The sequence below is a fragment of the Massilia sp. P1_C10 genome (genome assembly GCF_056406475.1).
The window spans coordinates 51741-72287 of the sequence record NZ_JBFUAC010000009.1 but is presented as its reverse complement, the minus strand read 5'-3'; the positions used below and the strand labels follow the sequence as shown (position 1 = coordinate 72287).

Sequence of the window (20547 nt, the reverse complement as noted above, 5' to 3'; positions counted from 1 at the left end):
GCAACGCGCTAACAACAACTCCACAAGCGAAGAACCCGCCATGAAAATCGAAACCCTGCCGCTGGCGCAACCCCATCCCACCACCCGTCCACGGCGCTGGAAAAAGCCGGTCGCCGCCCTGCTGATCCTGTTGCTGGCCGGCGGCGGCTGGGCCTACATGCAGAAATCGAAGGCCGGCGCCGCGCCCGCCAAGACGGCCCAGGCCGGCGGCGACAAGGGCGAGCCGAAGGTCGACGTCTACGAGCTGTCGAAGGCCGACGTGGCCCAGGTCGAGGCGCGCGAACTCCGCGTGAACCTGCCGCTGTCGGGCTCGCTCGCCCCGGTCGACCAGGCCACCGTCAAGTCCAAGGTGTCGGGCGTGGTGCTGGAAACGTCGGTGCAGGAAGGCATGAATGTTGCCGCCGGCCAGGTGATCGCCCGCCTCGACGCGGCCGACCAGCGCGCCCGCGTGGCGCAGCAGCAGGCCGCCTACGACGAAGCCAGCGCGCGCCTGTCGCTGGCGAAGAAAAACAACGCCAACAGCCAGGCGCTGCTCAAGCAGAACTACATCTCGCAGAATTCCTACGACACCACGCAGAACAGCGTCGAGCTGGCGCAGGCGTCGCTGAACGCCGCCAAGGCGCAGCTGGACCTGGCGCGCATCGCGCTTGCCGACACCGTGATCCGCGCGCCGATGGCCGGCGTGGTCAGCAAGCGCCACGTGCAGGCCGGCGAGAAGCTGGCGCCGGACATGCCGGCCTTCACCATCGTCAACCTGCGCCACCTCACGCTCGACGCGCAGGTGCCGGCGTCCGAGGTGCCGCGCATTAAGGTCGGCCAGGAGGTGCGCTTCAAGGTCGACGGCTACGCGCAGCGCGATTTCGCCGGCAAGGTGGCGCGCATCAGCCCGACCGCCGAAGCCGGCTCGCGTTCGATGGTGGTCTACATCGCCGTCGACAACAGCGACGCCGCCCTGCGCGGCGGCATGTTCGCCAAGGGCGCCATCACCACCGAGAAATCGGCCGCATCGCCGCTGGTGCCGCTGTCCGCGCTGCGCACCGACAAGGGCCAGCAGGTGGTCTACAAGATCGAAGGCAACAAGGTGCTGGCGCAGCCTGTCACCGTGGGCATGCGCAACGAGGATGAGGGCATGGCGCAGGTCACCAGCGGGCTCGCCCAGGGCGCCAGCGTGATCGTCGCCAAGCTCGACGGCGTCAAGCCCGGCAGCAAGGTGCGCATCGGCGTCGCGCCGGTCGCGTCGGCCCCTGCTCCTGCCAAGGGGTAAGCCATGTGGATTACTAAAACCAGTATCAAGAACCCGGTCTTCGCCACCATGGTGATGGTGGGCCTGATGGTGCTCGGCCTGTTCTCGTACAAGCAGTTGTCGCTCGAGAGCATGCCCAACGTCGAGATCCCGTTCGCCTGGGTCGAGGTGCAGTATCCGGGCGCCTCGCCCGAGCAGGTCGAAAACGACATCACGCGCCCGATGGAGGACGCGATCAACACCGTCAGCGGCATCAAGACCATCCGCAGCAATTCGTGGGAAGGCCGCGCCGGCATCTCGCTGGAATTCCAGCTGTCCACCAACATGGACAAGGCGATGCAGGAAGTGCGCGACAACATCGCGCGCGTGCGCCCCGGCTTCCCGAAAGAAGCCAAGGAGCCGTTCATCATCCGCGCCGAAGGCGACAATTCGCAGCCGATCGTCGAGCTGACCCTGATGTCGGATTCGCGCAGCCTGCGCGAATTGTCCACGCTGACCGAGCAGGTGATCACCAAGCGCCTGCAGGGCGTGGCCGGGGTCGGCCAGGTGCGCGTCAACGGCAAGACCAACCGCCAGATCCTGGTCAACCTCAAGCCCGAGCAGCTGCTCAGCCAGAACATCGGCGTCGACGAGGTGCTGCGCGCAATCCAGACCACCAACGCCAACCTTCCGGCCGGTAACATCAGCTACGGCGCCGCCGAACGCCTGGTGCGCATCGAGGGCAAGATGAAGAGCGCCCGCGACTTCAACCGCATCATCGTCGCGCGCCGCGCCAGCGGCCCGGTGTACCTCGACCAGGTGGCCGAGATCGTCGATGGCGAGCAGGAAGAGACCTCGATCTCGCGCGTGAACGGCGCCCGCGCCATCTCGATGGAGATCACCAAGGTGCAAGGCGCCAACGTGGTCGAGGTCGGCAACGGCCTGACCAGGGTCGTCACGCAGCTGCAGAAGGAGCTCGGCTCGGACATCAAGCTGAAGGTCATGGAAAACCAGGCCGACCGCGTGCAGAGCCAGCTCGACAACGTCAAGGAAACCATCATCGAAGGCGCGCTGCTGACGATGCTGATCGTGTTCCTGTTCCTGCACTCGTGGCGCAGCACCATCATCACCGGCCTGACCTTGCCGATCTCGGTGATGGCCAGCTTCATCGCGATGAAGTATTTCGGTTTCACGCTGAACTTCCTGACCCTGATGGCGCTGTCGCTGTGCATCGGCCTGCTGATCGACGACGCCATCGTGGTGCGCGAGAACATCGTGCGCCACCTCGCGATGGGCAAGAGCCACCTGCGCGCCGCCTACGACGGCACCAACGAGATCGGCCTGGCGGTGATGGCGACCACCTTCGCGATCGTGGCCGTGTTCGTGCCGATCGCCTTCATGCAGGGCATCATCGGCCGCTTCTTCCTGCAGTTCGGCATCACCGTCGCGGTTGCCGTGCTGGTGTCGCTGTTCGTCAGCTTCACGCTCGACCCGATGCTGTCGTCGGTGTGGCCGGATCCGGTCAAGGACCGCTTCAAGTACGTGCCGTGGCTGGGCCGCATGATGGAAAAGATCGAGCGCGGCATCGAGCGCGTGCACGTCTGGTACGGCAAGATCCTGGGCGTCGCGCTGGGCTGGCGCAAGACCACGCTGGCCACCGCGCTGGTGCTGTTCGTCGGCAGCCTGGCGCTGATGCCGCTGGTCGGCGGCGAAATGTTCCCGGAAACCGACAACGGCTACATCCAGCTGCGCTTCAAGACCCCGGTCGGCTCGAGCCTGGACTACACCGCGCAGAAGGTCGAGCAGCTGACCGCGGTGCTGAAGGATTTCGACAAGGAGATCGACAGCGTCTCCACCACCGCGGGCACCTTCGACGGCCGCAACACGGCGATGGTCAACCTGAAGCTGGCCGACCTGAAGAAAGTCAAGCGCCGCTCGCAGCGCGACCTTGAAAAGCTGATTCGCGCGCGGCTGCAATCGATTGCAGGCATCACCATGTCGGTGGGTAACCGGCCGATCTTCATCGCGATCCTCGGCCAGGACGAATCGAAGCTCGACGCGGTGGCGCACAAGCTGATGGACAAGATGCGCACCATCAAGGGCGTGGCCGACATCGAATACAGCCAGGAAGGCGCCAATCCGGCAACCGTGGTGAAGATCAACAACGAACTGGCCAGCGACCTGGGCCTGTCGGTGCAGCAGATCGGCGCGGCGCTGCGTCCGTTCGTCGCCGGCGACCAGATCAGCCGCTGGCTGGCGCCGGACGGCCAGAACTACGACGTCAACGTGCAGCTGCCGAAGACCGGCCGCCAGAAGATCGCCGACCTGGCCGAGCTGTCGGTGGCGTCGAGCAAGCGCGACGCCCAGGGCAATCCGGTGATGGTGCCGCTGCGCCAGGTGGTCGAGTTCGTGCCGTCGACCAGCCCGCAAGTGCTCAAGCGCCAGGCGCTGGAACGCCGCGTGGCGATCTACGCCGGCATCGAGGGCCGGCCGAACGGCGACGTCAACAACGACGTGCAGAAGGCCATCAAGTCGATCGCCCTGCCCGACGGCGTGCGCTTCGACATCGGCGGCGAGGCCGAGCGGATGGCCGAGACCATGGCCGGCTTCCTGGCCGCGGTGGCGATCGCCATCATCTTCATCTACCTCGTGCTGGCCTCGCAGTTCGGCAGCTTCCTGCAGCCGATCGCGATCATGATGTCGCTGCCGCTGTCGATGATCGGCGTGCTGGTGGCGCTGCTGGTGACCGGCAGCACCTTGAACATCTTCTCGGTGATCGGCATCGTCATGCTGATGGGCCTGGTGACCAAGAACGCGATTTTGCTGGTCGACTTCACCAACCACGGCCAGCGCGAAGGCAAGCCGCAGTACGCTGCGATCCTGGAAGCGGGCCAGGTGCGCCTGCGGCCGATCCTGATGACGACGCTGGCGATGATTTTCGGGATGCTGCCGATGGCGATCGGCCTGGGCGACGGCGGCGAGCAGCAGGCGCCGATGGGCCGCGCGGTGATCGGCGGCGTGATCACCTCGACCCTGCTGACATTGGTGGTGGTGCCGGTCGCCTACTCCTACCTCGACAACCTTGGCAAGCGCGCGGTGCGCTGGTTCAAACGCGGGGAAGAGAAACACGACGAACCGGCCGACGAATTGGCGGAAGTCGCGTGAAAAATGGGGTCAGGTCCGTCGGACCTGACCCCGGTTTTGTCGCCGCAACTCGATTAGATCGGACTTTCTTCCTGCGGCGAAGCCCGTTCGATATCGGTATCCGTCTCAACGGCGTCATCCGCATCGTCCGGATGCACCGCCATGCCAGGATTGGCTTTCGCCTCTGCCTTGCGCTTGGCCTTCTCTTCCGCCTTCTTCTTTTTCTCTAATTCCCGTTGACGTTTCTCGTACGAAAAATTCGTCTTAGCCATGATCACCTCTTGTATTGTCGGAATGCCTGACCCGCATTATGACGCAGTTATGCAAACAGCATTTGAATTAACCACGTGGGTGGTGTTGTGCGTGCAGGTGTTTCAGGCGTTCTCGCGCCACATGGGTGTAGATCTGGGTTGTAGAAATGTCCGAGTGACCCAACAAAAGTTGAACCACGCGCAGGTCGGCGCCGTGGTTCAGCAGGTGGGTGGCGAAGGCGTGGCGCAGGGTGTGCGGCGACAGCGGTCCCTGCACGCCGGCGCGCGCCGCATGCTTCTTGATCAGCACCCAGAACATCTGGCGCGTCATCGGCCCGCCGCGCGCGGTGACGAACAGCGCGTCGTCGACCTGACCGTTGAGGATCACGCCGCGCGCCTCCGCCAGGTAGCGCTCGATCCATAAGCGCGCTTCCTGGCCGAACGGCACCAGCCGCGTCTTGCTGCCCTTGCCGGTCACGCGCAGCACGCCGTCGTTCAGGCTCAGCTCCACCATCTTCAGCGCCACCAGCTCGGACACCCGCAGGCCGCTGGCATACATCAGTTCGAGCATCGTGCGTTCGCGCAGGCCCAGCGGCGTTGATACGTCCGGCGCGCCCAGCAGCGACTCGACCTGCGCCTCGGTCAGCGTATGCACGAAGCGGTCGGGCTGCTTCGCCGAGGCCATCTGGAGGCAGGGATCGGCGGCGACCTGCTTCTGGCGCAGCGCCAACTGGTAGAAGCGTTTGAGCACCGACAGCCGGCGATTGGCCGAACTCGGCTTGGTCTGGTCGTGGCGCTCGGCGAAATAGGCGGACAGGTCATGGCCCTCGACCTGGTGCAAGGTGGCGCAGTGGGGCCGGCGCACCTGCAGCCACCGCGCGAACAGGCGCATGTCGCGCCGGTAGGCTTCCAGCGAATTCTTCGCCAGGCCCTGCTCCAGCCACAGGTGGTCGACGAACTCGTCGATCAACGCGAGGTTGGCGGCGGACGGCTCGGCTGTTACGAGAAGATCGACTGTTGCTGCCATGGGGTGCCGGACAGGGCGGCGCCTTCGTGGGTCAGCAGCCAGCGCTTGACGCTCAGGTGGAAACCGTTTTCGTCGTCATGGTTGGAGAAGCCGCCGAGGCCGCCGGCCGCGGTGACGCGGTGGCACGGGATCACCAGCGGAAACCAGTTGGCGCCGCAGGCCTGGCCGACCGCGCGCGGCGCCGAGCCGATGTGCTTGGCGACCTGCCCGTAGGTGCGCACGCTGCCGCGCGGGATGCTGGAAATGGCCGCCCACACGCGCTGCTGGAACTCGCTGCCGGCATCGCATAACGGCAGCGTGAAGGTGAAGTCGGGATCGGCCAGGTAACGCTGGACCTGCTGCGCGGCGACGTCGGCCGCACCGTCGGTGGCGTCCTTTTCACTAAAATGGGGCGGCAGATAAACAATCTCACGCACCAGGCCCGCATCGGTGCGGATGCCGATGGCGCCGAACGGTGCATGCACGATGGCGCTGAAAATGTCGCTGCCTTGCTGGGTGATGTTTTCCATGACGCGTAGTGTAGCGCATCGAGCAGACGAAAAAAAACGCACCCGAAGGCGCGTTTTAAATTCGTTCACGTTTCCGGCCGTTTGGTCAGTGCCAACGGCATTCTGTAAAACGTGTGTCTCCTCGATATTTCTGCGGTATGGACTACCGTATTTTTATCACTACTCCCCAAACCTTAGATCCTTTGACCGGGCGCCGCACCAACCTGGGGCCCTGGAACGGTGCCAATCATAACGCATCTAATTTTGGGCGGCGTGGTTTTTTATGCACGCCTGTTGAAAAAATTTTACTTGTAAATCAAATTGGGCAGCCACAGGGAAATCTGTGGTACGTAGGTGACCAGGACAAGGAAGGCCAGCATGGTCAGCAGCCACGGCCACACCGCCACCGTCAGCTCCGAAATGCCCATCTTGGTGATGCCCGATGCCACATACAAATTGAGCCCCACCGGTGGATGGCACATGCCCACTTCCATGTTCACCACGATCAGGATACCGAAGTGCACCGGATCGATGCCCAGCTTCATCGCCACCGGGAACAGGATCGGCGCCATGATCAGCACGATCGACGACGGCTCCATCACGTTGCCGGCCAACAGCAGCAGGATGTTCACGACCAGCAGGAAACCGACCACGCCCAGGCCCTGCCCGGTAATCCACTCGGCCATCGACTGCGGAATGTTTTCGCTGGTCATCAGGAACGAGAACAGCACCGCGTTGGTGATGATGTAGAGCAGCATCGCCGACATCGCCGCCGAGTCCAGCAGCACCTTGCCCACTTGCTTGAGCTTGAGGTCCTTGTAGACGAACACGGCAATGACGAAGGCGTACACCGCCGCCATCGCGGCCGCCTCGGTCGGCGTGAAGGCGCCGGTGTAGATGCCGCCCATCACGATGACGATCAGCAGCAGGCCCCAGGCGCTGCGGCGGAACGCGACGAAGCGCTCGGCCCAGCTGGCCTTCGGCATGCGCGGATAGTTGTGCTTGCGCGCCAGGAACCAGGTCGTCAGGCCGAGGAAGAACGCCAGCATGATGCCCGGCACCACGCCGGCCATGAACAGCTGGCCGACCGAGGTATTGGTGGTGACCGAATACATCACCATCACGATCGACGGCGGAATCAGGATGCCGAGCGCGCCCGAGGTAGTGATGACGCCGGCGCCGAAGCGCTTCGGATAGCCCTGCTTGACCATGGCCGGCAGGATGATCGAGCCGATCGCCACCACCGTCGCCGGGCTGGAACCGGACACCGCGGCGAACAGTGCGCAGGCGAACACGCCGGCCAGCGCCAGCCCGCCGTGGAAGTGGCCGACCATCGAGGTGGCGAAGTTGATCATCCTCTTGGCCACCCCGCCGTGCGTGAGGAAGTTACCCGCCAGGATAAAGAACGGGATCGCCATGATCTCGAACTTCTCGATGCCGGTGAACAGCTTGAGCGCCACCGATTCGATCGGCACGCTGGTCATCGTGAACAGGAAGGTCAGCACCGTCAGGCCGAGCGCGATGGAGATCGGCATGCCGGTCAACATCAGCAACAGCAGCAGCACGAAGATAATGGCGGCGTTCATGCGGCACCTCCTTTCGCGGCGGCGATCTCGTCGTCGAGACCTTCGACGTAGGTGTGGTCATGCTTGGGCAGTTCGCCGGTGCGCAGGAAGTGCACCAGCACCTGCAGGAAGCGGAAGCACATCAGGTAGGAGCCGAGCGGCACCGCCAGGTACACGATCCACATCGGGATTTCGAGGTCGGCCGAGGTTTGCTCGGTGCCGGCCATGCGGACCACGAAGATGGCGCCGAGCGTGCCGACGATGCCGGTGAACGTGGCGCCGGCCAGCAGCGCGAACGTCACCATCTTGGCGCGCCAGTAGTCGGACAGGCGGTTGACCAGCACGTCGACGCCGACGTGGATGCCGGTGCGCACGCCGTAGGCCGCACCGAATTTCGCCATCCACACGAACATGTAGATGCACACTTCCTGGGCCCAGCTGGTGTTGATCTTGATGAGGGCGTCCTGGACGCCGGGAATCGGCAGGCCGGACGCGTAGCGGTGCGCCACCGCGACGAAGATGATCAAGGTCGCCGCGGCCATCAGGCTCGCGATGATCCACTCTTCGAGGTGATCGAGGTATTTCATGGTTGTCTTTCAGGAGGACGTGCAAACGCGGGGTCAGGTCCGGCGGACCTGGCCCCATTTTCCAGCGCTGGCCTACTTGGCCGCTTCCTTGCTGATCGCGGTGATCAGGTCCTTGCCGATGCGGCCTTCCATTTCCTTGTGCACCGGCAGCAGGGCCTTGCGCCATGCGGCTTGTTCGGCCGGAGTCAGGTTGTAGATTTCGGTCTTGCCGGTCTTCTTGATGGCGTCCATTGCCATGTCGTTGTCGCGCTGGGCGATCGCCTTCTCGTACGTGGTGGCGTCGCGCATGGCCGCTTCCAGGCCAGTGCGGATGTCGGCCGGCAGGCCATCCCAGAACTTCTTGTTGACGATGACCGCGTAGCCCAGGTAGCCGTGGTTCGACATCGTGATGTACTTCTGTACCTCATGCATCTTCTGGGTGTAGATGTTCGATGGCGGATTCTCGGTGCCGTCCACCACGCCGGTCTGCAGCGCCTGGTACACCTCGGAGAACGCCAGCACCTGCGGGTTCGCGCCCAGCGCGCGCATCTGCGCGTCGAGCACCTTCGATGCCTGGATGCGCATCTTCATGCCCTTGAAATCGGCCGGCATGTGCATCGGCTTATTCGCCGACATCACCTTGAAGCCGTTGTCCCAGAACGCCAGGCCGGTGATGCCCTTCGGTTCCAGCTTGGCGAGCAGGCCCTTGCCGATCGGGCCTTCGGTGACGTTGTACAGCGCCTGCTTGTTCGGGAAAATGTACGGCAGGTCGAACACTTCGAATTCCTTGGCGCCCAGCGGGCCGAACTTGGCCAGCGACGGCGCCAGCATCTGCACGGCGCCCAGCTGCAGCGCCTCGAGTTCTTCCTTGTCCTTGTACAGCTGGCTGTTCGGATACACCTCGACCTTCACGCGGCCCTTGGTGTTCTTCTCGGCCAGCTGCTTGAAGCGCTCGGCGGCCTGCCCCTTCGGCGTATCGGTCGCGACCACGTGGCTGAACTTGATGACGATCGGCGCCTGGGCGAATGCGGCGCCCATGCTGACGGTGGCGGCCAGTGCGACGACCAGTGACTTGAACTTCATGCTTGTCTCCTCGTTGATGTGAAATCTATTATTATTAAAGCTACTTCCCCAGTCTGAGCGGGTTCATCCGGCATTCCTATTGTGGTTAACCACAATAGCTATTCAGCAATAAATGTAACACTTTTATGCCATGAGAATTCCGTTCATACATGCTGCGCCGCAACATCTGCGCTGGCCGTTGCGTTTTTTGCTGCCAGCCGTGCTGGTGCTGCTGTTCCTGGCGGTACTGCTGTGGCTGCCGTGGCAGGCGCGCGAAATGGAAAGCAACGAGCGCCAGGAGCAGCTGATCGCCGACACCCTGTGGGTCGAACAGGCAGTGCGCTTCGAACTGAGTCGCAGCGAAGAGGCGCTGGCGACGCTCGGCAACGAGATCGGCGCCGCATCGGCCGCGACGGTGCAGGCGCGCTTCGCCCAGATGCTCAACAACGGCCACGAACTGCGCACCTTGCGCTGGCTCGATGCGCGCGCCGCAACGCTGGCCGAGCGCGGCAACGGGCCGCCGGCCGGCGCGGTGACGGGGCCTTCGCGCAACGCGTGGGAGCTGGCGCGCGACACCCGCAAGGCGCGCTACAGCGAGCCCTTCCCCGACGCCGCCGGGCGCGCCTCGCTGGTCGACTATCACCTGCCGCTGTTTCGAAACGGCGTGTTCGCCGGCAGCCTGTCCGCCACCTACGATTTGAAGGTGCTGCTCGACGAGACCGTGCCCTGGTGGTTCGCGCAGGACAACGCGATCTCGCTGATCGACCGCGACGACGCGACACTGGCCACGCGCGCCGCCGCCGGACCCGGACGCGGCGTCTACACCCACAAGCGGCCGCTCGACCTGCCCGGCGCGACGATGCAGCTGGCCACCGACAGCGTCAAGGGTCCGCCGCGGCTGCTGCCCAATTTGCTGGTCGGCTCGGTGATCGCGCTGGCGCTCGGCCTGCTGGTCAGCCTGGCCGCGCTGTGGCGCCACATTTCGCGCCGCCTTGCCGCGGAAGGCGCGCTGCGCCAGCAGATGGCGTTTCGCACCGCGATGGAAAACTCGCTGTTGACGGGACTGCGCGCGCGCGACCTCGAAGGCCGCGTCACCTACGTCAACCCGGCGTTCTGCCAGCTGGTCGGCCTGCCGCCTGAAGAACTGGTGGGCAAGCTGCCGCCAATGGCCTACTGGGCGCCGGAAGCGATGGCCGACTACCAGCAGCGCTTCGCCGAGGTGCTGGCGGGGAACGTCACGCCGCAGTTCGAAACCATCTTCCAGCGCTCGGACGGCGTGCGCGTGCCGGTGCTGATCTTCGAGGCGCCGCTGGTCGACAGCGAAGGCAGGCAGACCGGCTGGATGGGATCGATCCTCGACATCTCCGACCGCAAGAACGCCGAGGAGCTGGCGCGCCAGCAGCAGGAAAAGCTGCACGCGAGCGCGCGCCTGGCGACGATGGGCGAGATCTCGTCGATGCTGGCGCATGAACTGAACCAGCCGCTGGCGGCCATCTCCAGCTACACCACGGGCGCGCTGAACATGGTCGGGCGCGCGTCCGAGACGGGCGCCGCGCTCGATCCGGCGGTGCTCAAGCCGGCGCTGGAACAGGCCAGCGTGCAGGCGCGGCGCGCCGGCCAGATCATCCGCAGCGTGCACGAATTCGTCAAGAAGCGCGAACCGGAGCGCCAGCAGGTCGACATCGCCGATCTGGTGGACGGCATCCGCACCCTGATCGAACTGCAGGCCAACAAGCACTTCGTCGCGATCCAGACCGCGATCCCGCACGACCTGCCGGCCGTCAGCGCCGACCGCATGATGCTCGAGCAGGTGCTGCTGAACCTGACGCGCAACGCGATCGAAGCGATGCAGGACGTCGCGCCCGAGCGCCGCGTGCTGCGCATCCTTGCGGCCCACGACGCGGGACAGGTGACGGTGTCGGTGATCGACCAGGGCCACGGCATCGCGCCCGAAGTGGCCGAGCGATTGTTCTCGCCGTTCTTCTCGACCAAGGCCGAAGGGATGGGCATGGGCCTGTCGATCTGCCGCACGGCGATCGAGTTCCACGGCGGCACCCTGACCCACGCCGACAATCCGGGCGGCGGCACCATCTTCCGGTTTTCCTTGCCAGGCCAGGCTTGAGATAAAATCTGCCGCATCGCATCCCCATAAAAATAGACGGAGACATGCATGCTGCATATCGTTGACGACGAGGACGTCATTCGCGACTCGCTCGCGTGGCTGGCCCGGTCGCGCGGGATCGACGCCTGCGGCTACGCCAGCGCACAGGCCTTCCTCGACCAGGCTGGCGCGCGCTTCGACGCCGGCGGCGACTGCGTGCTGCTCGATGTGCGCATGCCCGACATGAACGGCGTCGCCGTGTTCGACCAGCTGAGCGCGCGCGGATTGACGGGGCGGCTGCCGGTGATTTTCCTGACCGGGCATGGCGACGTCCCGATGGCAGTCGACACGCTCAAGCGCGGCGCCTTCGATTTTTTCGAGAAGCCCTTCAACGACAACCAGCTGATGGACCGGGTGGAGGAAGCGCTGGCGCAGTCGCGCCAGGCCGGCGTGGGCGCCGCGGTGCAGTCGCGGCTGGCGACGCTGTCGGCGCGCGAACGCGAAGTGCTCGACCTGATCCTGGCCGGCAAACTGAATAAGGTGGTGGCGGACGAACTGGGGATCAGCATGCGCACGGTGGAAGTGCACCGCGCGCATATCTTCGACAAGATGCAGGTGAAGACGGCGGTGGAATTGGCGGGGCTGCTGAAGTAGGTACTGCGGACTGCGGCGTCAACGACGCGGTCAGGTCCGGCGGACCTGACCCCATCTTGTTCACAGGCCCTTGAACATGTGCGGGCAGGCGCCGACCAGCGGCTCGCCCAGGTTCGCCTTGCCCTGGTCGCCCCGATTCTTGTCCGCGTAGCGCACGCAGTAGGTGCCCAGCAGCCCGGTAATCTTGTAGATCTTGCGCGCATCGTCGCCCGGCGGCGTGATGTCCTCGACCTTGGCCGCCTGGTACCACTTGTTCGGCGCCGCGGCGTGCGCTTCCTCGAACAGCCGCGCCACTTTCTGGTTCTGCGTCTCGCCCGCCATGCCGAAGTTGGCGATGCGGTTCGCGGGCTTGTCTTCCTTCTCGTCCTTGCGCTGTTCCTTGTCCTCTTCGCGCAGCGCCTTGTCGGCCTTGCCAGCTTCGCGCCTGGCCAGTTCGAGCATCTGGGTGGCCGACGCGCCCTGCGCCAGCAGCAGCGCGCCCAGCGCCAGCCAGCGCCGCACTAGCGCTCCGCCATGCAAACGGCCAGCGAGTAGATGAATTCGTCGCGCAGCGCCTGGTACTGCTCGAAGGTCTGGAACTTGCGCTGCTCCGGCTTCTGGTTCAGCAGGTAGGCGGTGGCGATCACATTGGTTTTCTCGGAGATCAGCGTGTAGACGCTGATCACGCCGGGCGTCAGCTCGGCATTGTTGAGCGCCATGATCTCGACGCCGTTGCGCTCGATGACCTTAAACGGCGCCACCTTGGCGCCCGGCGCGGCGGCGAAGCTGGTCATCTGGGCCAGGATCGCGGTGCGGTCGGCGGCCAGCTTGCCCGGCTGCGAGCGCTCGAGCTTGAGGTTGACGAAGGGCGCGCCGCCGGGAAACGCCAGCAGCATGCGGTAGCCGTCGGCCACCGACACGCTCATCGGCCCGCTGGCGGTCTGCACCATGCGCGAGGCGCCCGCGGTCCAGCGCGACACGCTCTGCGCCTGCAAATCCTTTCCGAACGGACAAGTGGTCAGCGGCCTGAGCGGATCGTCGGGCCGTTCCTGCGCGGTTGCGGTGACGCTGTACAGAACCAGTGCGGCAAAAAACACTCGAACGATGGATGGCATGGCGAACTCCTGATGAGCTAACTGGTAACGATTCTTGCACATTGGAATTGCAGCGGCTACGAGTTCGTCAAAAGGACAGTGTCACGATACCAACAGTACTGCCGGCGCGCGCACACGTCACGCCGGCAAACGTGCTCGGCGGCGTTAGCTTGTAGAATAAAACACATGGTTTCACTAATCGAGCTGAGGGAATTCCGATGAACGAAAAGACTGTTGCAGACAAGATGTTCCTGAAGAACGCCAAGTCGATCGCGGTGCTCAACGGCGCGGCGCATCCGGGCATGGTGGCGCAGTTGCCGGCGCAGCTGATCGACGACAGCGGCGGCCCGGCCGACGTGGTGGTGATGATGGCGCTGAACCAGAAAGAGCTCGACCAGTACCTGCCGCAGGCCAAGGAGCGGCTGGGCGAAAAGGGTTCGCTGTGGATCGCCTACCTCAAGCAGAGCGCGCCGAAAGCGACCGACATCAATCGCGACACGATCAACGCCACCGCGCAGCAGCACGGCATCACGGCGGTGGCCATCATTTCGGTCGATGCCGACTGGTCGGCGCTGCGCCTGAAGCGTTTATAGATTTTTCATGCGGCGGCGACAAACCCGGGGTCAGGTCCGGCGGACCTGACCCCATTTTTGACGCTCACGCGTGGCGCGCCAGCGCCCACTCGACGTGCTCGCGCACCATCGCCGACGGATGGTCGGCGCGCGCCCTCAGCGCCGCGACGATCGCCGCATCGCCCTTTCGTTTTTCGGCCGCGTTGCCCAGGCCGACCGCCAGGTTGCGCAGCCAGCGCTCATGGCCGATGCGGCGAATCGGACTGCCCTCCATGCGGCGCTCGAACTCCTCCTCGCTCCAGCCGAACAGCTCGATCAGCGACGCCTCGCCCAGCCCATTGCGCTGGTCGAAATCGGGCACCGTCGCGCGCTGCGCGAACTTGTTCCACGGGCAGACGGTCTGGCAATCGTCGCACCCGTAGATGCGGTTGCCGATCAGCGGCCGCAGTTCGGCCGGGATGCTGCTTTTCAGTTCGATGGTCAGGTAGGAGATGCAGCGCCGCGCGTCGAGCCGGCCCGGCCCGAGGATGGCCTGGGTCGGGCACACGTCGATGCACGCGCTGCACTGGCCGCAGTGGCTTGATGCCGGCGCGTCGACCGGCAGCGGCAAATCGACCAGGATCTCGCCGAGGAAGAACATCGAGCCGGCCTCGCGACTGAGCATCAGCGTGTGCTTGCCGCGCCAGCCGAGGCCGGCCTTCTCCGCCAGCGGCAGCTCCATGACCGGCGCCGAATCGGTGAACACGCGATAGCCGAACGGCCCCGCCGCCGCCTCGATGCGCGCCGCCAGCTGCTGCAAACGCGCGCGCAGCACCTTGTGATAATCGCGGCCGCGCGCATACATCGACACCACCGCGGCGTTCGGGTCGTCCAGCCGCGCCGTCTCGCGCTCGCGCCAGTCTTCGGGCGTGGCCGCCGGCAGGTAATCCATGCGCGCGCTGATCACGCGCACCGTGCCGGGCACCAGCTCGTCCGGGCGGGCGCGCTTCATGCCGTGGCTTGCCATATAATCCATCTCGCCGTGGTGCCCCTCGTCCAGCCACGCCTGCAGGCCGGGCTCCGCGTGCGCCAGGTCGATGTCGGTGATGCGCAGGTCGGCGAAGCCCAGCTCGACGCCCCATTGCTTGATGGCGCGCGCGAGTTCGGGCAGGTCGAGTGGGGGCGAAGTCATACTGGACAAGAAAAATTCGGCGCATGGCGCCGTCAACGATCAACATACCATTTTATTCGATGCAGCACTTTACAGCCTACTTGCCCGACGAAGACGCGACCGCCGCCCTTGGCGCGGCGCTGGCGCGCACGCTCGCGCCGGGCCTGGTGATCTACCTGCACGGCGATCTTGGCGCCGGCAAGACCGCCCTCACCCGCGCACTGCTGCACGCCGCCGGCCACGTCGGCAAGGTCAAGAGCCCGACCTACACCTTGTCGGAGCCCTATCGAATCGAGCTGGCCGGCGGCCCGGTGCAGGTGATCCACTTCGACCTGTACCGCATGTCCAGCCCCGAGGAATTTCTCGACGCCGGCTTTCGCGAGGACTTCAATCACGAGAACATCTGCATCGTCGAATGGCCCGAAAAAGGCGAGCCGGTGTTGCCGCCGCCTGACATCAATGTATTCCTGCGTGTTTCCGGCCAAGGCCGTGAGGTAGAATTGCAACCGTTGTCCCAACTGGGTTTGCTATGCCTCGACCGCCTCACCTTCGCACCCAACCTGTAACCAGCGGCGCAGTCAAGCGCCGCACCGTGCTCAAGGCCGGCGGCACCCTGCTGCTGGCGGTGTTCGCGCCGATGAAGGCGATGGCCGCGCAGATCCTCGCGGTGCGCGTCTGGCCGGCGGCCGACTACACCCGCGTCACGCTGGAAAACGACAGTGCCCTCAAAGCCACCCACTTCGTCGTCCCCGATCCGCAGCGGCTGGTGGTCGACATCGAAGGGCTGGAACTGAACCCGACGCTCAAAAGCCTGGTCGCCAAGATCCAGTCGAACGACCCGTACATCAAGCGGGTGCGGGTTGGCCAGAACCTCCCGAACGTGGTGCGCCTGGTGTTCGACCTGAAGGAAGAAATCAAGCCGCAGGTATTTACGCTGGCGCCGGTGGGCGGATACAAACACCGCCTGATCTTCGACCTCTACCCGGTCCGTCCGGTCGACCCGATCGCGGTCATGATCGAAAAAGGCGAATGGACCCGCGAACCCGAGGCGCCGGTCGGCGCCACCGCGGTGCCGGCGCTGCCGCCCGATCCGGTGGCGAAGCAGGAATCCGAGATGCCGGCGATGGCAGTCGTCAAGCCCAGGGAAGCGCCGAAGGCCGAGCAGAAAGTCGCGCGCCTGATCACGATCGCGCTCGACCCGGGCCACGGCGGCGAGGATCCCGGCGCGCTGGGAGCCTCGGGCACGCGCGAGAAGGACATCGTGCTGTCGATTGCCAAGCGCCTCAAGTTCAAGCTTGAAGAAATTCCGAACATGCGCGTGATGCTCACGCGCGACGGCGACTTCTTCGTTCCGCTCGGCCAGCGCGTCGAAAAAGCGCGCAAGGTACAGGCCGACCTGTTCGTCTCGCTGCACGCCGACGCCTTCGTCGAGCCGAGCGCGCGCGGATCGTCGGTGTTCGTGCTGTCCGAGAAAGGCGCCAGCTCGACCGCCGCACGCTGGCTCGCCAACAAGGAAAACCTGGCCGATGCGATCGGCGGCGTCAACCTGGGCACCCACGACAAGCAGCTGGCCAGCGTGCTGCTCGACCTGTCGACCACCGCGCAGATCAGCGACAGCCTCAAACTGGGCAAGGCGGTGCTGGGCGAGATCGGCGGCATCGCGCGCCTGCACCGCGGCTCGGTCGAACAGGCCGGCTTCGCGGTGCTGAAGGCGCCCGACATCCCGTCGATCCTGATCGAGACCGCGTTCATTTCGAACCCCGAGGAAGAAGCGAAGCTGAAGGACAACGGCTACCAGGACCAGATCGCCGACGCGATCACCAAGGGCATCCGCCGCTATTTCGCCAAGAATCCACCGCTGGCCAAGAGCCGCATGACTTGAGGACTTCCGCATGATGGTCATCACCCCGGCCACCTTTGGCCTGCTTCCTGCCGTTTGCATTACCGCCGCCGACGGCGCGCAGGCGACCGTCACGCTGTACGGCGCCCATCTGGTGTCGTGGAAAAGCGCCGATGGCGACGAACATATTTTCTGCAGCGCGAAATCGGCGCTCGACGGCAGCCGCGCGATCCGCGGCGGCGTGCCGGTGATTTTCCCGCAGTTTAACGAGCGCGGCCCCGGCATGCGCCACGGCTTCGCGCGCGTCTCCACGTGGGCGCTGGGCGACAACGGCGCCGACGGCGACAGGTCGTTTGCCGTGTTCGAGCTGGCGCCCAACGACCTGGCGCCGGAACGCGCCGCGGCCTGGCCGCACGACTTCCGGCTGCGCCTGCGCGTGACGGTCGGCGGCGACCAGCTGGCGATGGCGCTGGAAGTGGAAAACCGCGGCGCCCAGGCGTTCGCGTTCTCGTGCGCGCTGCACACCTACCACCTGGTGGACGCAATAGGCGCGGTGCGCATCGACGGGCTGCAGGAAGCGCCGCTGGCGATCGGCGACATGCTCGACGAGATTTTCTATGGCGTGAAGGGGTGCGTGACCTTGCACGCGGGCGCGCGCGACGTCGAACTGGACCAGGATGGGTTCACCGATGCGGTGGTGTGGAATCCGGGCGCGGCGAATGCCGCGGCGATGCCGGACCTGGAAGACGAAGAATACCAGCGCTTCGTGTGCATCGAGCCGGCCTGCATCGAGCCGGTGACATTACCAGGCGGCGCGCAGTGGCGCGGAAACTACGGGCTCAGGTCCGGCGGACCTGACCCCAAGACCACTGCTTAGAACGATTCCTTGACCATGCGGCCGCCGCCCGGCTGGGTCGGACGCGCATTGAGCGGATACAGGCGCGAGAACAGCGCCATCTGCGCCGGCGAGGCCGGCATCGGCGTCTTCATCACCAGCCACAGCACGCCTTCGGTGCACGGCGGCGTGGTCAGCGATCCCATGAAGGTGAAGTAGTCGCGCTTCGCCGGCAGGATCTCGTTGACGTCGAGCGTGACGGCCGGCGTCGTCGTGTCGTGCTTCTCCAGCGGCAGGTTGTTCCACACGGTCTGGATCATCGGATTGGCGGCGCCGCGCTCGAGCAGCACCGCGACCACGGCCAGCCGCCCCTCGGAATCCTTGTGCACCAGGTGCACCACCATCTCGGTGCCGCGGCCGTTGATGCGCTCTTCCGACGGCCGGTGGAAATGGAACTGCACCAGTTCGTAGGTGCGGTTCTGCACCGTGATGTAATTGCCAAGGCCGACCGCCACCTGCACGGTGTGGCCGTTGTCGGTCACGTTGAAGCCCGATGGCTGATACTCGAACGCGATCTGCTCGAGGTCGACCTTGATGCCGTCGCGCAGGTCGATCGGCGACTGGCGCGTGCCGGTGCCGCACTTGGCCCAGTTGGCGTTGATCTTGCCCCAGTTGGCCGGGCCGGTTTCGCCGTCGTACGACCAGTGATCGCTTTGCAGCGGCTTCGGGTTCATCGCCGCCGAGGCCACCACGACTTCTTTCTGGCGCGATTCGGCGGCCTTGCGCGCCTTGGCGGCGGCCGCGGCGCGGGCGACCTGGTTGGCGCGCATGGCGGCCAGGCGCGCGGCGATCTTCTGCGACAGTTCGACTTCGGCTTCTTCTTCCTTGATGCGCTGGGCGGCGGCCGCGGACATGGCCGCGGTGCCGGTCGGCTTGATCACGACCGGGGCGGGCTTGGCCGCTTCGGGCGCGGGCTTGGCGGCCGCGGGGGCGTCGTTCGCGCTCGCCGAAGCGATGGCAAAGCTGCAAACGAACAGGGTGATGAACTTACGCATGGAATTCCAGAATAGTGGCAGTACCTTCTGGATATCGGCGCCGCGGGCCCATACTTGAGCCGCGCCGGCGCCGCGGGGCGAGAAAATCTTTTCGGGTTATCGCTTCAACATCTTGCGGCTGAACTTCCACAGGCCGCCCAGCGCCAGCGGCACGACGGCGGCGCCGACGCCGACCAGCACGATCGCGGTCAGGTGGTCGCGCACCCACGGCAGGTTGCCGAAGAAGTAGCCGCCGGTGACCAGCGAGACCACCCACAGCACGGCGCCGGTGAAGTTAAACAGCTGGAACCGCGCGTGCGTCATGTCCGACACGCCGGCGACGAAGGGCGCGAAGGTGCGCACCACCGGCACGAAGCGCGCCAGGATGATGGTCTTGCCGCCGTGCTTTTCGAAGAAGTTGTGGGTGCGGTGCAGCGCATCCTTGTTGATCCAGCGGTAGTCGTGGGTGAATACGCGCTGGCCGATGGCCTCGCCGATCCAGTAATTGAGCGTGTTGCCGGTGACCGCGGCGGTGATCAGCAGGAGCACCAGGATCGGGTAGCTCATCTCGCCGGTGGCGCAGAAAGCCCCGGCGATGAACAGCAGGGTATCCCCAGGAAAAAAGAACAGCACCACGAGGCCGGTTTCGCAAAAGACAATCGCAAACAAGACCGCGTAAATATAGACACCATACTGGAGAAGCAGTTTCCCCAGGGTTTTATCGACATGGACAATCATGTCGAAAAATTGCATCAGATCCATAATTTTCCTAAAAGGTAGCGCCGCATCATACCATCTGGTGCGGCGGTATTGACCGATGGCCACAGTCCTGCGCAACACTTTTTTATGTCTGCACAAGTTTCCGGTATTACAATTCGCGCACACCACTTTCGGGAGATCAGCAATGCAAGGTTTCAGTCGAATCAACAAGTTGACGGTATTGGCGGGCGCGCTGGCGGCGGCGATAGCCGCTGCGGGCGCGGCGGAACTGGCGCCGAAAGCGACGCTGGCCGACGTCATCAAGGCCTCCAGGCCGTCCGACTGGCGCCCGCTCGATCCGGCCAGCACCATGTACATGGAACTGCCGGCGGGCCGCGTGGTGATCGAGATGGCGCCGGTGTTCGCGCCCGAGCACGTCGACAACATCCGCACGCTGGTGCGCGAGCACTACTTCGACGGGCTGGCGGTGATTCGTTCGCAGGACAACTGGGTGGTGCAGTGGGGCGACCCGGACGAAAAGAATCCGCGCCCGATGAAAAGCGCGAAGCCCAGCCTGAAGGGCGAATTCACGATCCCGATGAAGAACGACGGCGCCTTCGCGCGCATGCCGGACCGCGACGGCTATGCGCCGCAGATCGGCCATTCGAACGGCTTCCCGTCGGCGCGCGACCCGAAGAGCGGACGCGCGTGGCTGGCGCACTGCTACGGCATGGTCGGCGTGGGGCGCGACACGGGCGCCGACAGCGGCAGCGGCTCCTCGCTGTACGTGGTGATCGGGCACGGGCCGCGCCACCTGGACCGCAACATCACCGTGGTCGGGCGCGTCATCTCCGGCATGCCGCTGCTGTCGACGATCGCGCGCGGGCCTGGGCCGATGGGCTTTTACGACAAGCCCGAGATGAACGTGCCGATCGCCTCGGTGAAGATGGCGGCCGACGTGCCGGAAGCGCAGCGCAGCAAGTTCGAAGTGATGCGCACCGAGACAGCGACGTACGAGAAAGCGGTCGAGGCGCAGCGCAACCGCGGCGGGCCGTGGACCAAGGTCGCGGCCGGCTACATCGACCTGTGCAACGCCCCGATCCCGGTCCGCGAAGCCAAATAACTTCAAGGCGCACTGCACGGCGATTCACGCGGCAGCGCCAAAAAATGGGGTCAGGTCCGCCGGACCTGCCCCCGCGGTTGACGCCGCGGTCCGAAGAGATCGCAAACGGCCGCATCACGCTCAGGCCTGGGTTTCAGCGCA

At 65.1% G+C, this 20547-nt stretch carries 20 protein-coding genes; 9 read left to right on the top strand and 11 right to left on the bottom strand.

Translation table 11 applies throughout. The annotated features are described in order from the left end of the window. Positions 1–40: 40 nt before the first annotated feature. Together AC1D02_RS18425 and AC1D02_RS18420 are read left to right on the top strand one after the other, a co-directional pair. A complete protein-coding gene (locus AC1D02_RS18425; protein ID WP_477319509.1) occupies positions 41–1264 on the top strand; it encodes an efflux RND transporter periplasmic adaptor subunit in 1224 nt (407 codons plus the stop codon). A gap of 3 nt (positions 1265–1267) precedes the next feature. Continuing rightward, a complete protein-coding gene (locus tag AC1D02_RS18420) occupies positions 1268–4387 on the top strand; it encodes an efflux RND transporter permease subunit (RefSeq protein ID WP_477319507.1) in 3120 nt (1039 codons plus the stop codon). A gap of 53 nt (positions 4388–4440) precedes the next feature. Here the strand turns inward: AC1D02_RS18420 and AC1D02_RS18415 are convergent, their stop codons facing one another. From AC1D02_RS18415 to AC1D02_RS18390, 6 genes are all read right to left on the bottom strand, one after another. Continuing rightward, a complete protein-coding gene (locus tag AC1D02_RS18415; protein WP_477319505.1) occupies positions 4441–4638 on the bottom strand; it encodes a hypothetical protein in 198 nt (65 codons plus the stop codon). 67 nt (positions 4639–4705) lie between these two features. Continuing rightward, entirely contained in the window at positions 4706–5644 is a 939-nt protein-coding gene (gene xerD / locus AC1D02_RS18410) for a site-specific tyrosine recombinase XerD (protein ID WP_477319503.1), read from the bottom strand. Then, complete coding sequence (locus tag AC1D02_RS18405) at positions 5617–6153, bottom strand: methylated-DNA--[protein]-cysteine S-methyltransferase (protein WP_477319501.1); 537 nt, start codon at positions 6151–6153, stop codon at positions 5617–5619. The genes xerD and AC1D02_RS18405 overlap by 28 nt, the downstream gene beginning before the upstream one ends. 284 nt (positions 6154–6437) lie before the next feature. Then, positions 6438–7718, bottom strand: coding sequence for a TRAP transporter large permease (locus AC1D02_RS18400; protein WP_477319499.1), 1281 nt, complete (start codon positions 7716–7718; stop codon positions 6438–6440). Beyond that, positions 7715–8284 (bottom strand): TRAP transporter small permease, encoded by a 570-nt coding sequence (locus AC1D02_RS18395; protein ID WP_477319497.1) that lies wholly within the window; start codon positions 8282–8284, stop codon positions 7715–7717. Before AC1D02_RS18395 ends, AC1D02_RS18400 begins: the two co-directional genes overlap by 4 nt. Positions 8285–8356: 72 nt before the next feature. Beyond that, the gene (locus AC1D02_RS18390) at positions 8357–9346 is read right to left on the bottom strand and encodes a TRAP transporter substrate-binding protein (protein WP_477319495.1); all 990 of its coding nucleotides are present in this window, start codon (positions 9344–9346) and stop codon (positions 8357–8359) included. 130 nt (positions 9347–9476) lie between these two features. Here AC1D02_RS18390 and AC1D02_RS18385 point away from each other — a divergent pair, with 130 nt between their 5' ends. Continuing rightward, a complete protein-coding gene (locus AC1D02_RS18385) occupies positions 9477–11447 on the top strand; it encodes a sensor histidine kinase (RefSeq protein ID WP_477319493.1) in 1971 nt (656 codons plus the stop codon). A gap of 48 nt (positions 11448–11495) precedes the next feature. Continuing rightward, positions 11496–12080, top strand: coding sequence for a response regulator transcription factor (locus tag AC1D02_RS18380; protein ID WP_477319491.1), 585 nt, complete (start codon positions 11496–11498; stop codon positions 12078–12080). A 60-nt stretch (positions 12081–12140) separates the two neighbouring features. Here AC1D02_RS18380 and AC1D02_RS18375 read toward each other — a convergent pair whose 3' ends face one another. Then, positions 12141–12581, bottom strand: a complete 441-nt coding sequence (locus AC1D02_RS18375; RefSeq protein WP_477319489.1) for a hypothetical protein — start codon at positions 12579–12581, stop codon at positions 12141–12143. Next, on the bottom strand, positions 12581–13174 hold the full coding sequence (locus AC1D02_RS18370) for a hypothetical protein (RefSeq protein WP_477319487.1): 594 nt from the start codon (positions 13172–13174) through the stop codon (positions 12581–12583). Before AC1D02_RS18370 ends, AC1D02_RS18375 begins: the two co-directional genes overlap by 1 nt. Positions 13175–13371: 197 nt before the next feature. Here AC1D02_RS18370 and AC1D02_RS18365 point away from each other — a divergent pair, with 197 nt between their 5' ends. Beyond that, complete coding sequence (locus AC1D02_RS18365) at positions 13372–13746, top strand: DUF3052 family protein (RefSeq protein ID WP_477319485.1); 375 nt, start codon at positions 13372–13374, stop codon at positions 13744–13746. Between the two features lie 64 nt (positions 13747–13810). Here the strand turns inward: AC1D02_RS18365 and queG are convergent, their stop codons facing one another. Next, complete coding sequence (queG, locus tag AC1D02_RS18360) at positions 13811–14896, bottom strand: tRNA epoxyqueuosine(34) reductase QueG (RefSeq protein ID WP_477319483.1); 1086 nt, start codon at positions 14894–14896, stop codon at positions 13811–13813. Positions 14897–14955: 59 nt separating this feature from the next. Here queG and tsaE point away from each other — a divergent pair, with 59 nt between their 5' ends. The 3 genes from tsaE to AC1D02_RS18345 are packed head-to-tail and all read left to right on the top strand — an operon-like array spanning position 14956 to position 17592. Then, positions 14956–15441 carry a tRNA (adenosine(37)-N6)-threonylcarbamoyltransferase complex ATPase subunit type 1 TsaE gene (gene tsaE / locus AC1D02_RS18355; RefSeq protein WP_477319481.1) on the top strand — a complete coding sequence of 162 codons (486 nt, stop codon included), beginning with the start codon at positions 14956–14958 and terminating at the stop codon, positions 15439–15441. Further along, positions 15405–16757, top strand: a complete 1353-nt coding sequence (locus AC1D02_RS18350) for an N-acetylmuramoyl-L-alanine amidase (protein ID WP_477319479.1) — start codon at positions 15405–15407, stop codon at positions 16755–16757. The genes tsaE and AC1D02_RS18350 overlap by 37 nt, the downstream gene beginning before the upstream one ends. 10 nt (positions 16758–16767) lie before the next feature. Further along, complete coding sequence (locus AC1D02_RS18345) at positions 16768–17592, top strand: D-hexose-6-phosphate mutarotase (protein ID WP_477319477.1); 825 nt, start codon at positions 16768–16770, stop codon at positions 17590–17592. Here the strand turns inward: AC1D02_RS18345 and AC1D02_RS18340 are convergent. Together AC1D02_RS18340 and AC1D02_RS18335 are read right to left on the bottom strand one after the other, a co-directional pair. Further along, positions 17589–18605 (bottom strand): carbonic anhydrase, encoded by a 1017-nt coding sequence (locus tag AC1D02_RS18340; RefSeq protein ID WP_477319475.1) that lies wholly within the window; start codon positions 18603–18605, stop codon positions 17589–17591. The two genes, AC1D02_RS18345 and AC1D02_RS18340, sit on opposite strands and share 4 nt — an antisense overlap. A gap of 96 nt (positions 18606–18701) precedes the next feature. Continuing rightward, the gene (locus tag AC1D02_RS18335; RefSeq protein ID WP_477319473.1) at positions 18702–19346 is read right to left on the bottom strand and encodes a VTT domain-containing protein; all 645 of its coding nucleotides are present in this window, start codon (positions 19344–19346) and stop codon (positions 18702–18704) included. Between the two features lie 142 nt (positions 19347–19488). On the opposite strand from AC1D02_RS18335, the gene AC1D02_RS18330 reads away from it, so the two are divergent. Beyond that, positions 19489–20406, top strand: a complete 918-nt coding sequence (locus tag AC1D02_RS18330) for a peptidylprolyl isomerase (protein WP_477319471.1) — start codon at positions 19489–19491, stop codon at positions 20404–20406. Positions 20407–20547 lie beyond the last annotated feature (141 nt).

Bases quoted from the DNA above. Each gene is read 5' to 3' on its own strand.
- AC1D02_RS18380 (WP_477319491.1), top strand. From the start codon at position 11,496: ATGCTGCATATCGTTGACGACGAGGACGTCATTCGCGACTCGCTCGCG.
- AC1D02_RS18365 (WP_477319485.1), top strand. From the start codon at position 13,372: ATGAACGAAAAGACTGTTGCAGACAAGATGTTCCTGAAGAACGCCAAG.
- AC1D02_RS18350 (WP_477319479.1), top strand. From the start codon at position 15,405: ATGCCTCGACCGCCTCACCTTCGCACCCAACCTGTAACCAGCGGCGCA.
- AC1D02_RS18385 (WP_477319493.1), top strand. From the start codon at position 9,477: ATGAGAATTCCGTTCATACATGCTGCGCCGCAACATCTGCGCTGGCCG.
- AC1D02_RS18425 (WP_477319509.1), top strand. From the start codon at position 41: ATGAAAATCGAAACCCTGCCGCTGGCGCAACCCCATCCCACCACCCGT.
- AC1D02_RS18390 (WP_477319495.1), bottom strand. From the start codon at position 9,346: ATGAAGTTCAAGTCACTGGTCGTCGCACTGGCCGCCACCGTCAGCATG.
- AC1D02_RS18420 (WP_477319507.1), top strand. From the start codon at position 1,268: ATGTGGATTACTAAAACCAGTATCAAGAACCCGGTCTTCGCCACCATG.
- AC1D02_RS18330 (WP_477319471.1), top strand. From the start codon at position 19,489: ATGCAAGGTTTCAGTCGAATCAACAAGTTGACGGTATTGGCGGGCGCG.
- xerD (WP_477319503.1), bottom strand. From the start codon at position 5,644: ATGGCAGCAACAGTCGATCTTCTCGTAACAGCCGAGCCGTCCGCCGCC.
- AC1D02_RS18400 (WP_477319499.1), bottom strand. From the start codon at position 7,718: ATGAACGCCGCCATTATCTTCGTGCTGCTGCTGTTGCTGATGTTGACC.
- AC1D02_RS18415 (WP_477319505.1), bottom strand. From the start codon at position 4,638: ATGGCTAAGACGAATTTTTCGTACGAGAAACGTCAACGGGAATTAGAG.
- AC1D02_RS18345 (WP_477319477.1), top strand. From the start codon at position 16,768: ATGATGGTCATCACCCCGGCCACCTTTGGCCTGCTTCCTGCCGTTTGC.
- tsaE (WP_477319481.1), top strand. From the start codon at position 14,956: ATGCAGCACTTTACAGCCTACTTGCCCGACGAAGACGCGACCGCCGCC.
- AC1D02_RS18340 (WP_477319475.1), bottom strand. From the start codon at position 18,605: ATGCGTAAGTTCATCACCCTGTTCGTTTGCAGCTTTGCCATCGCTTCG.
- AC1D02_RS18395 (WP_477319497.1), bottom strand. From the start codon at position 8,284: ATGAAATACCTCGATCACCTCGAAGAGTGGATCATCGCGAGCCTGATG.
- queG (WP_477319483.1), bottom strand. From the start codon at position 14,896: ATGACTTCGCCCCCACTCGACCTGCCCGAACTCGCGCGCGCCATCAAG.
- AC1D02_RS18335 (WP_477319473.1), bottom strand. From the start codon at position 19,346: ATGGATCTGATGCAATTTTTCGACATGATTGTCCATGTCGATAAAACC.
- AC1D02_RS18370 (WP_477319487.1), bottom strand. From the start codon at position 13,174: ATGCCATCCATCGTTCGAGTGTTTTTTGCCGCACTGGTTCTGTACAGC.
- AC1D02_RS18405 (WP_477319501.1), bottom strand. From the start codon at position 6,153: ATGGAAAACATCACCCAGCAAGGCAGCGACATTTTCAGCGCCATCGTG.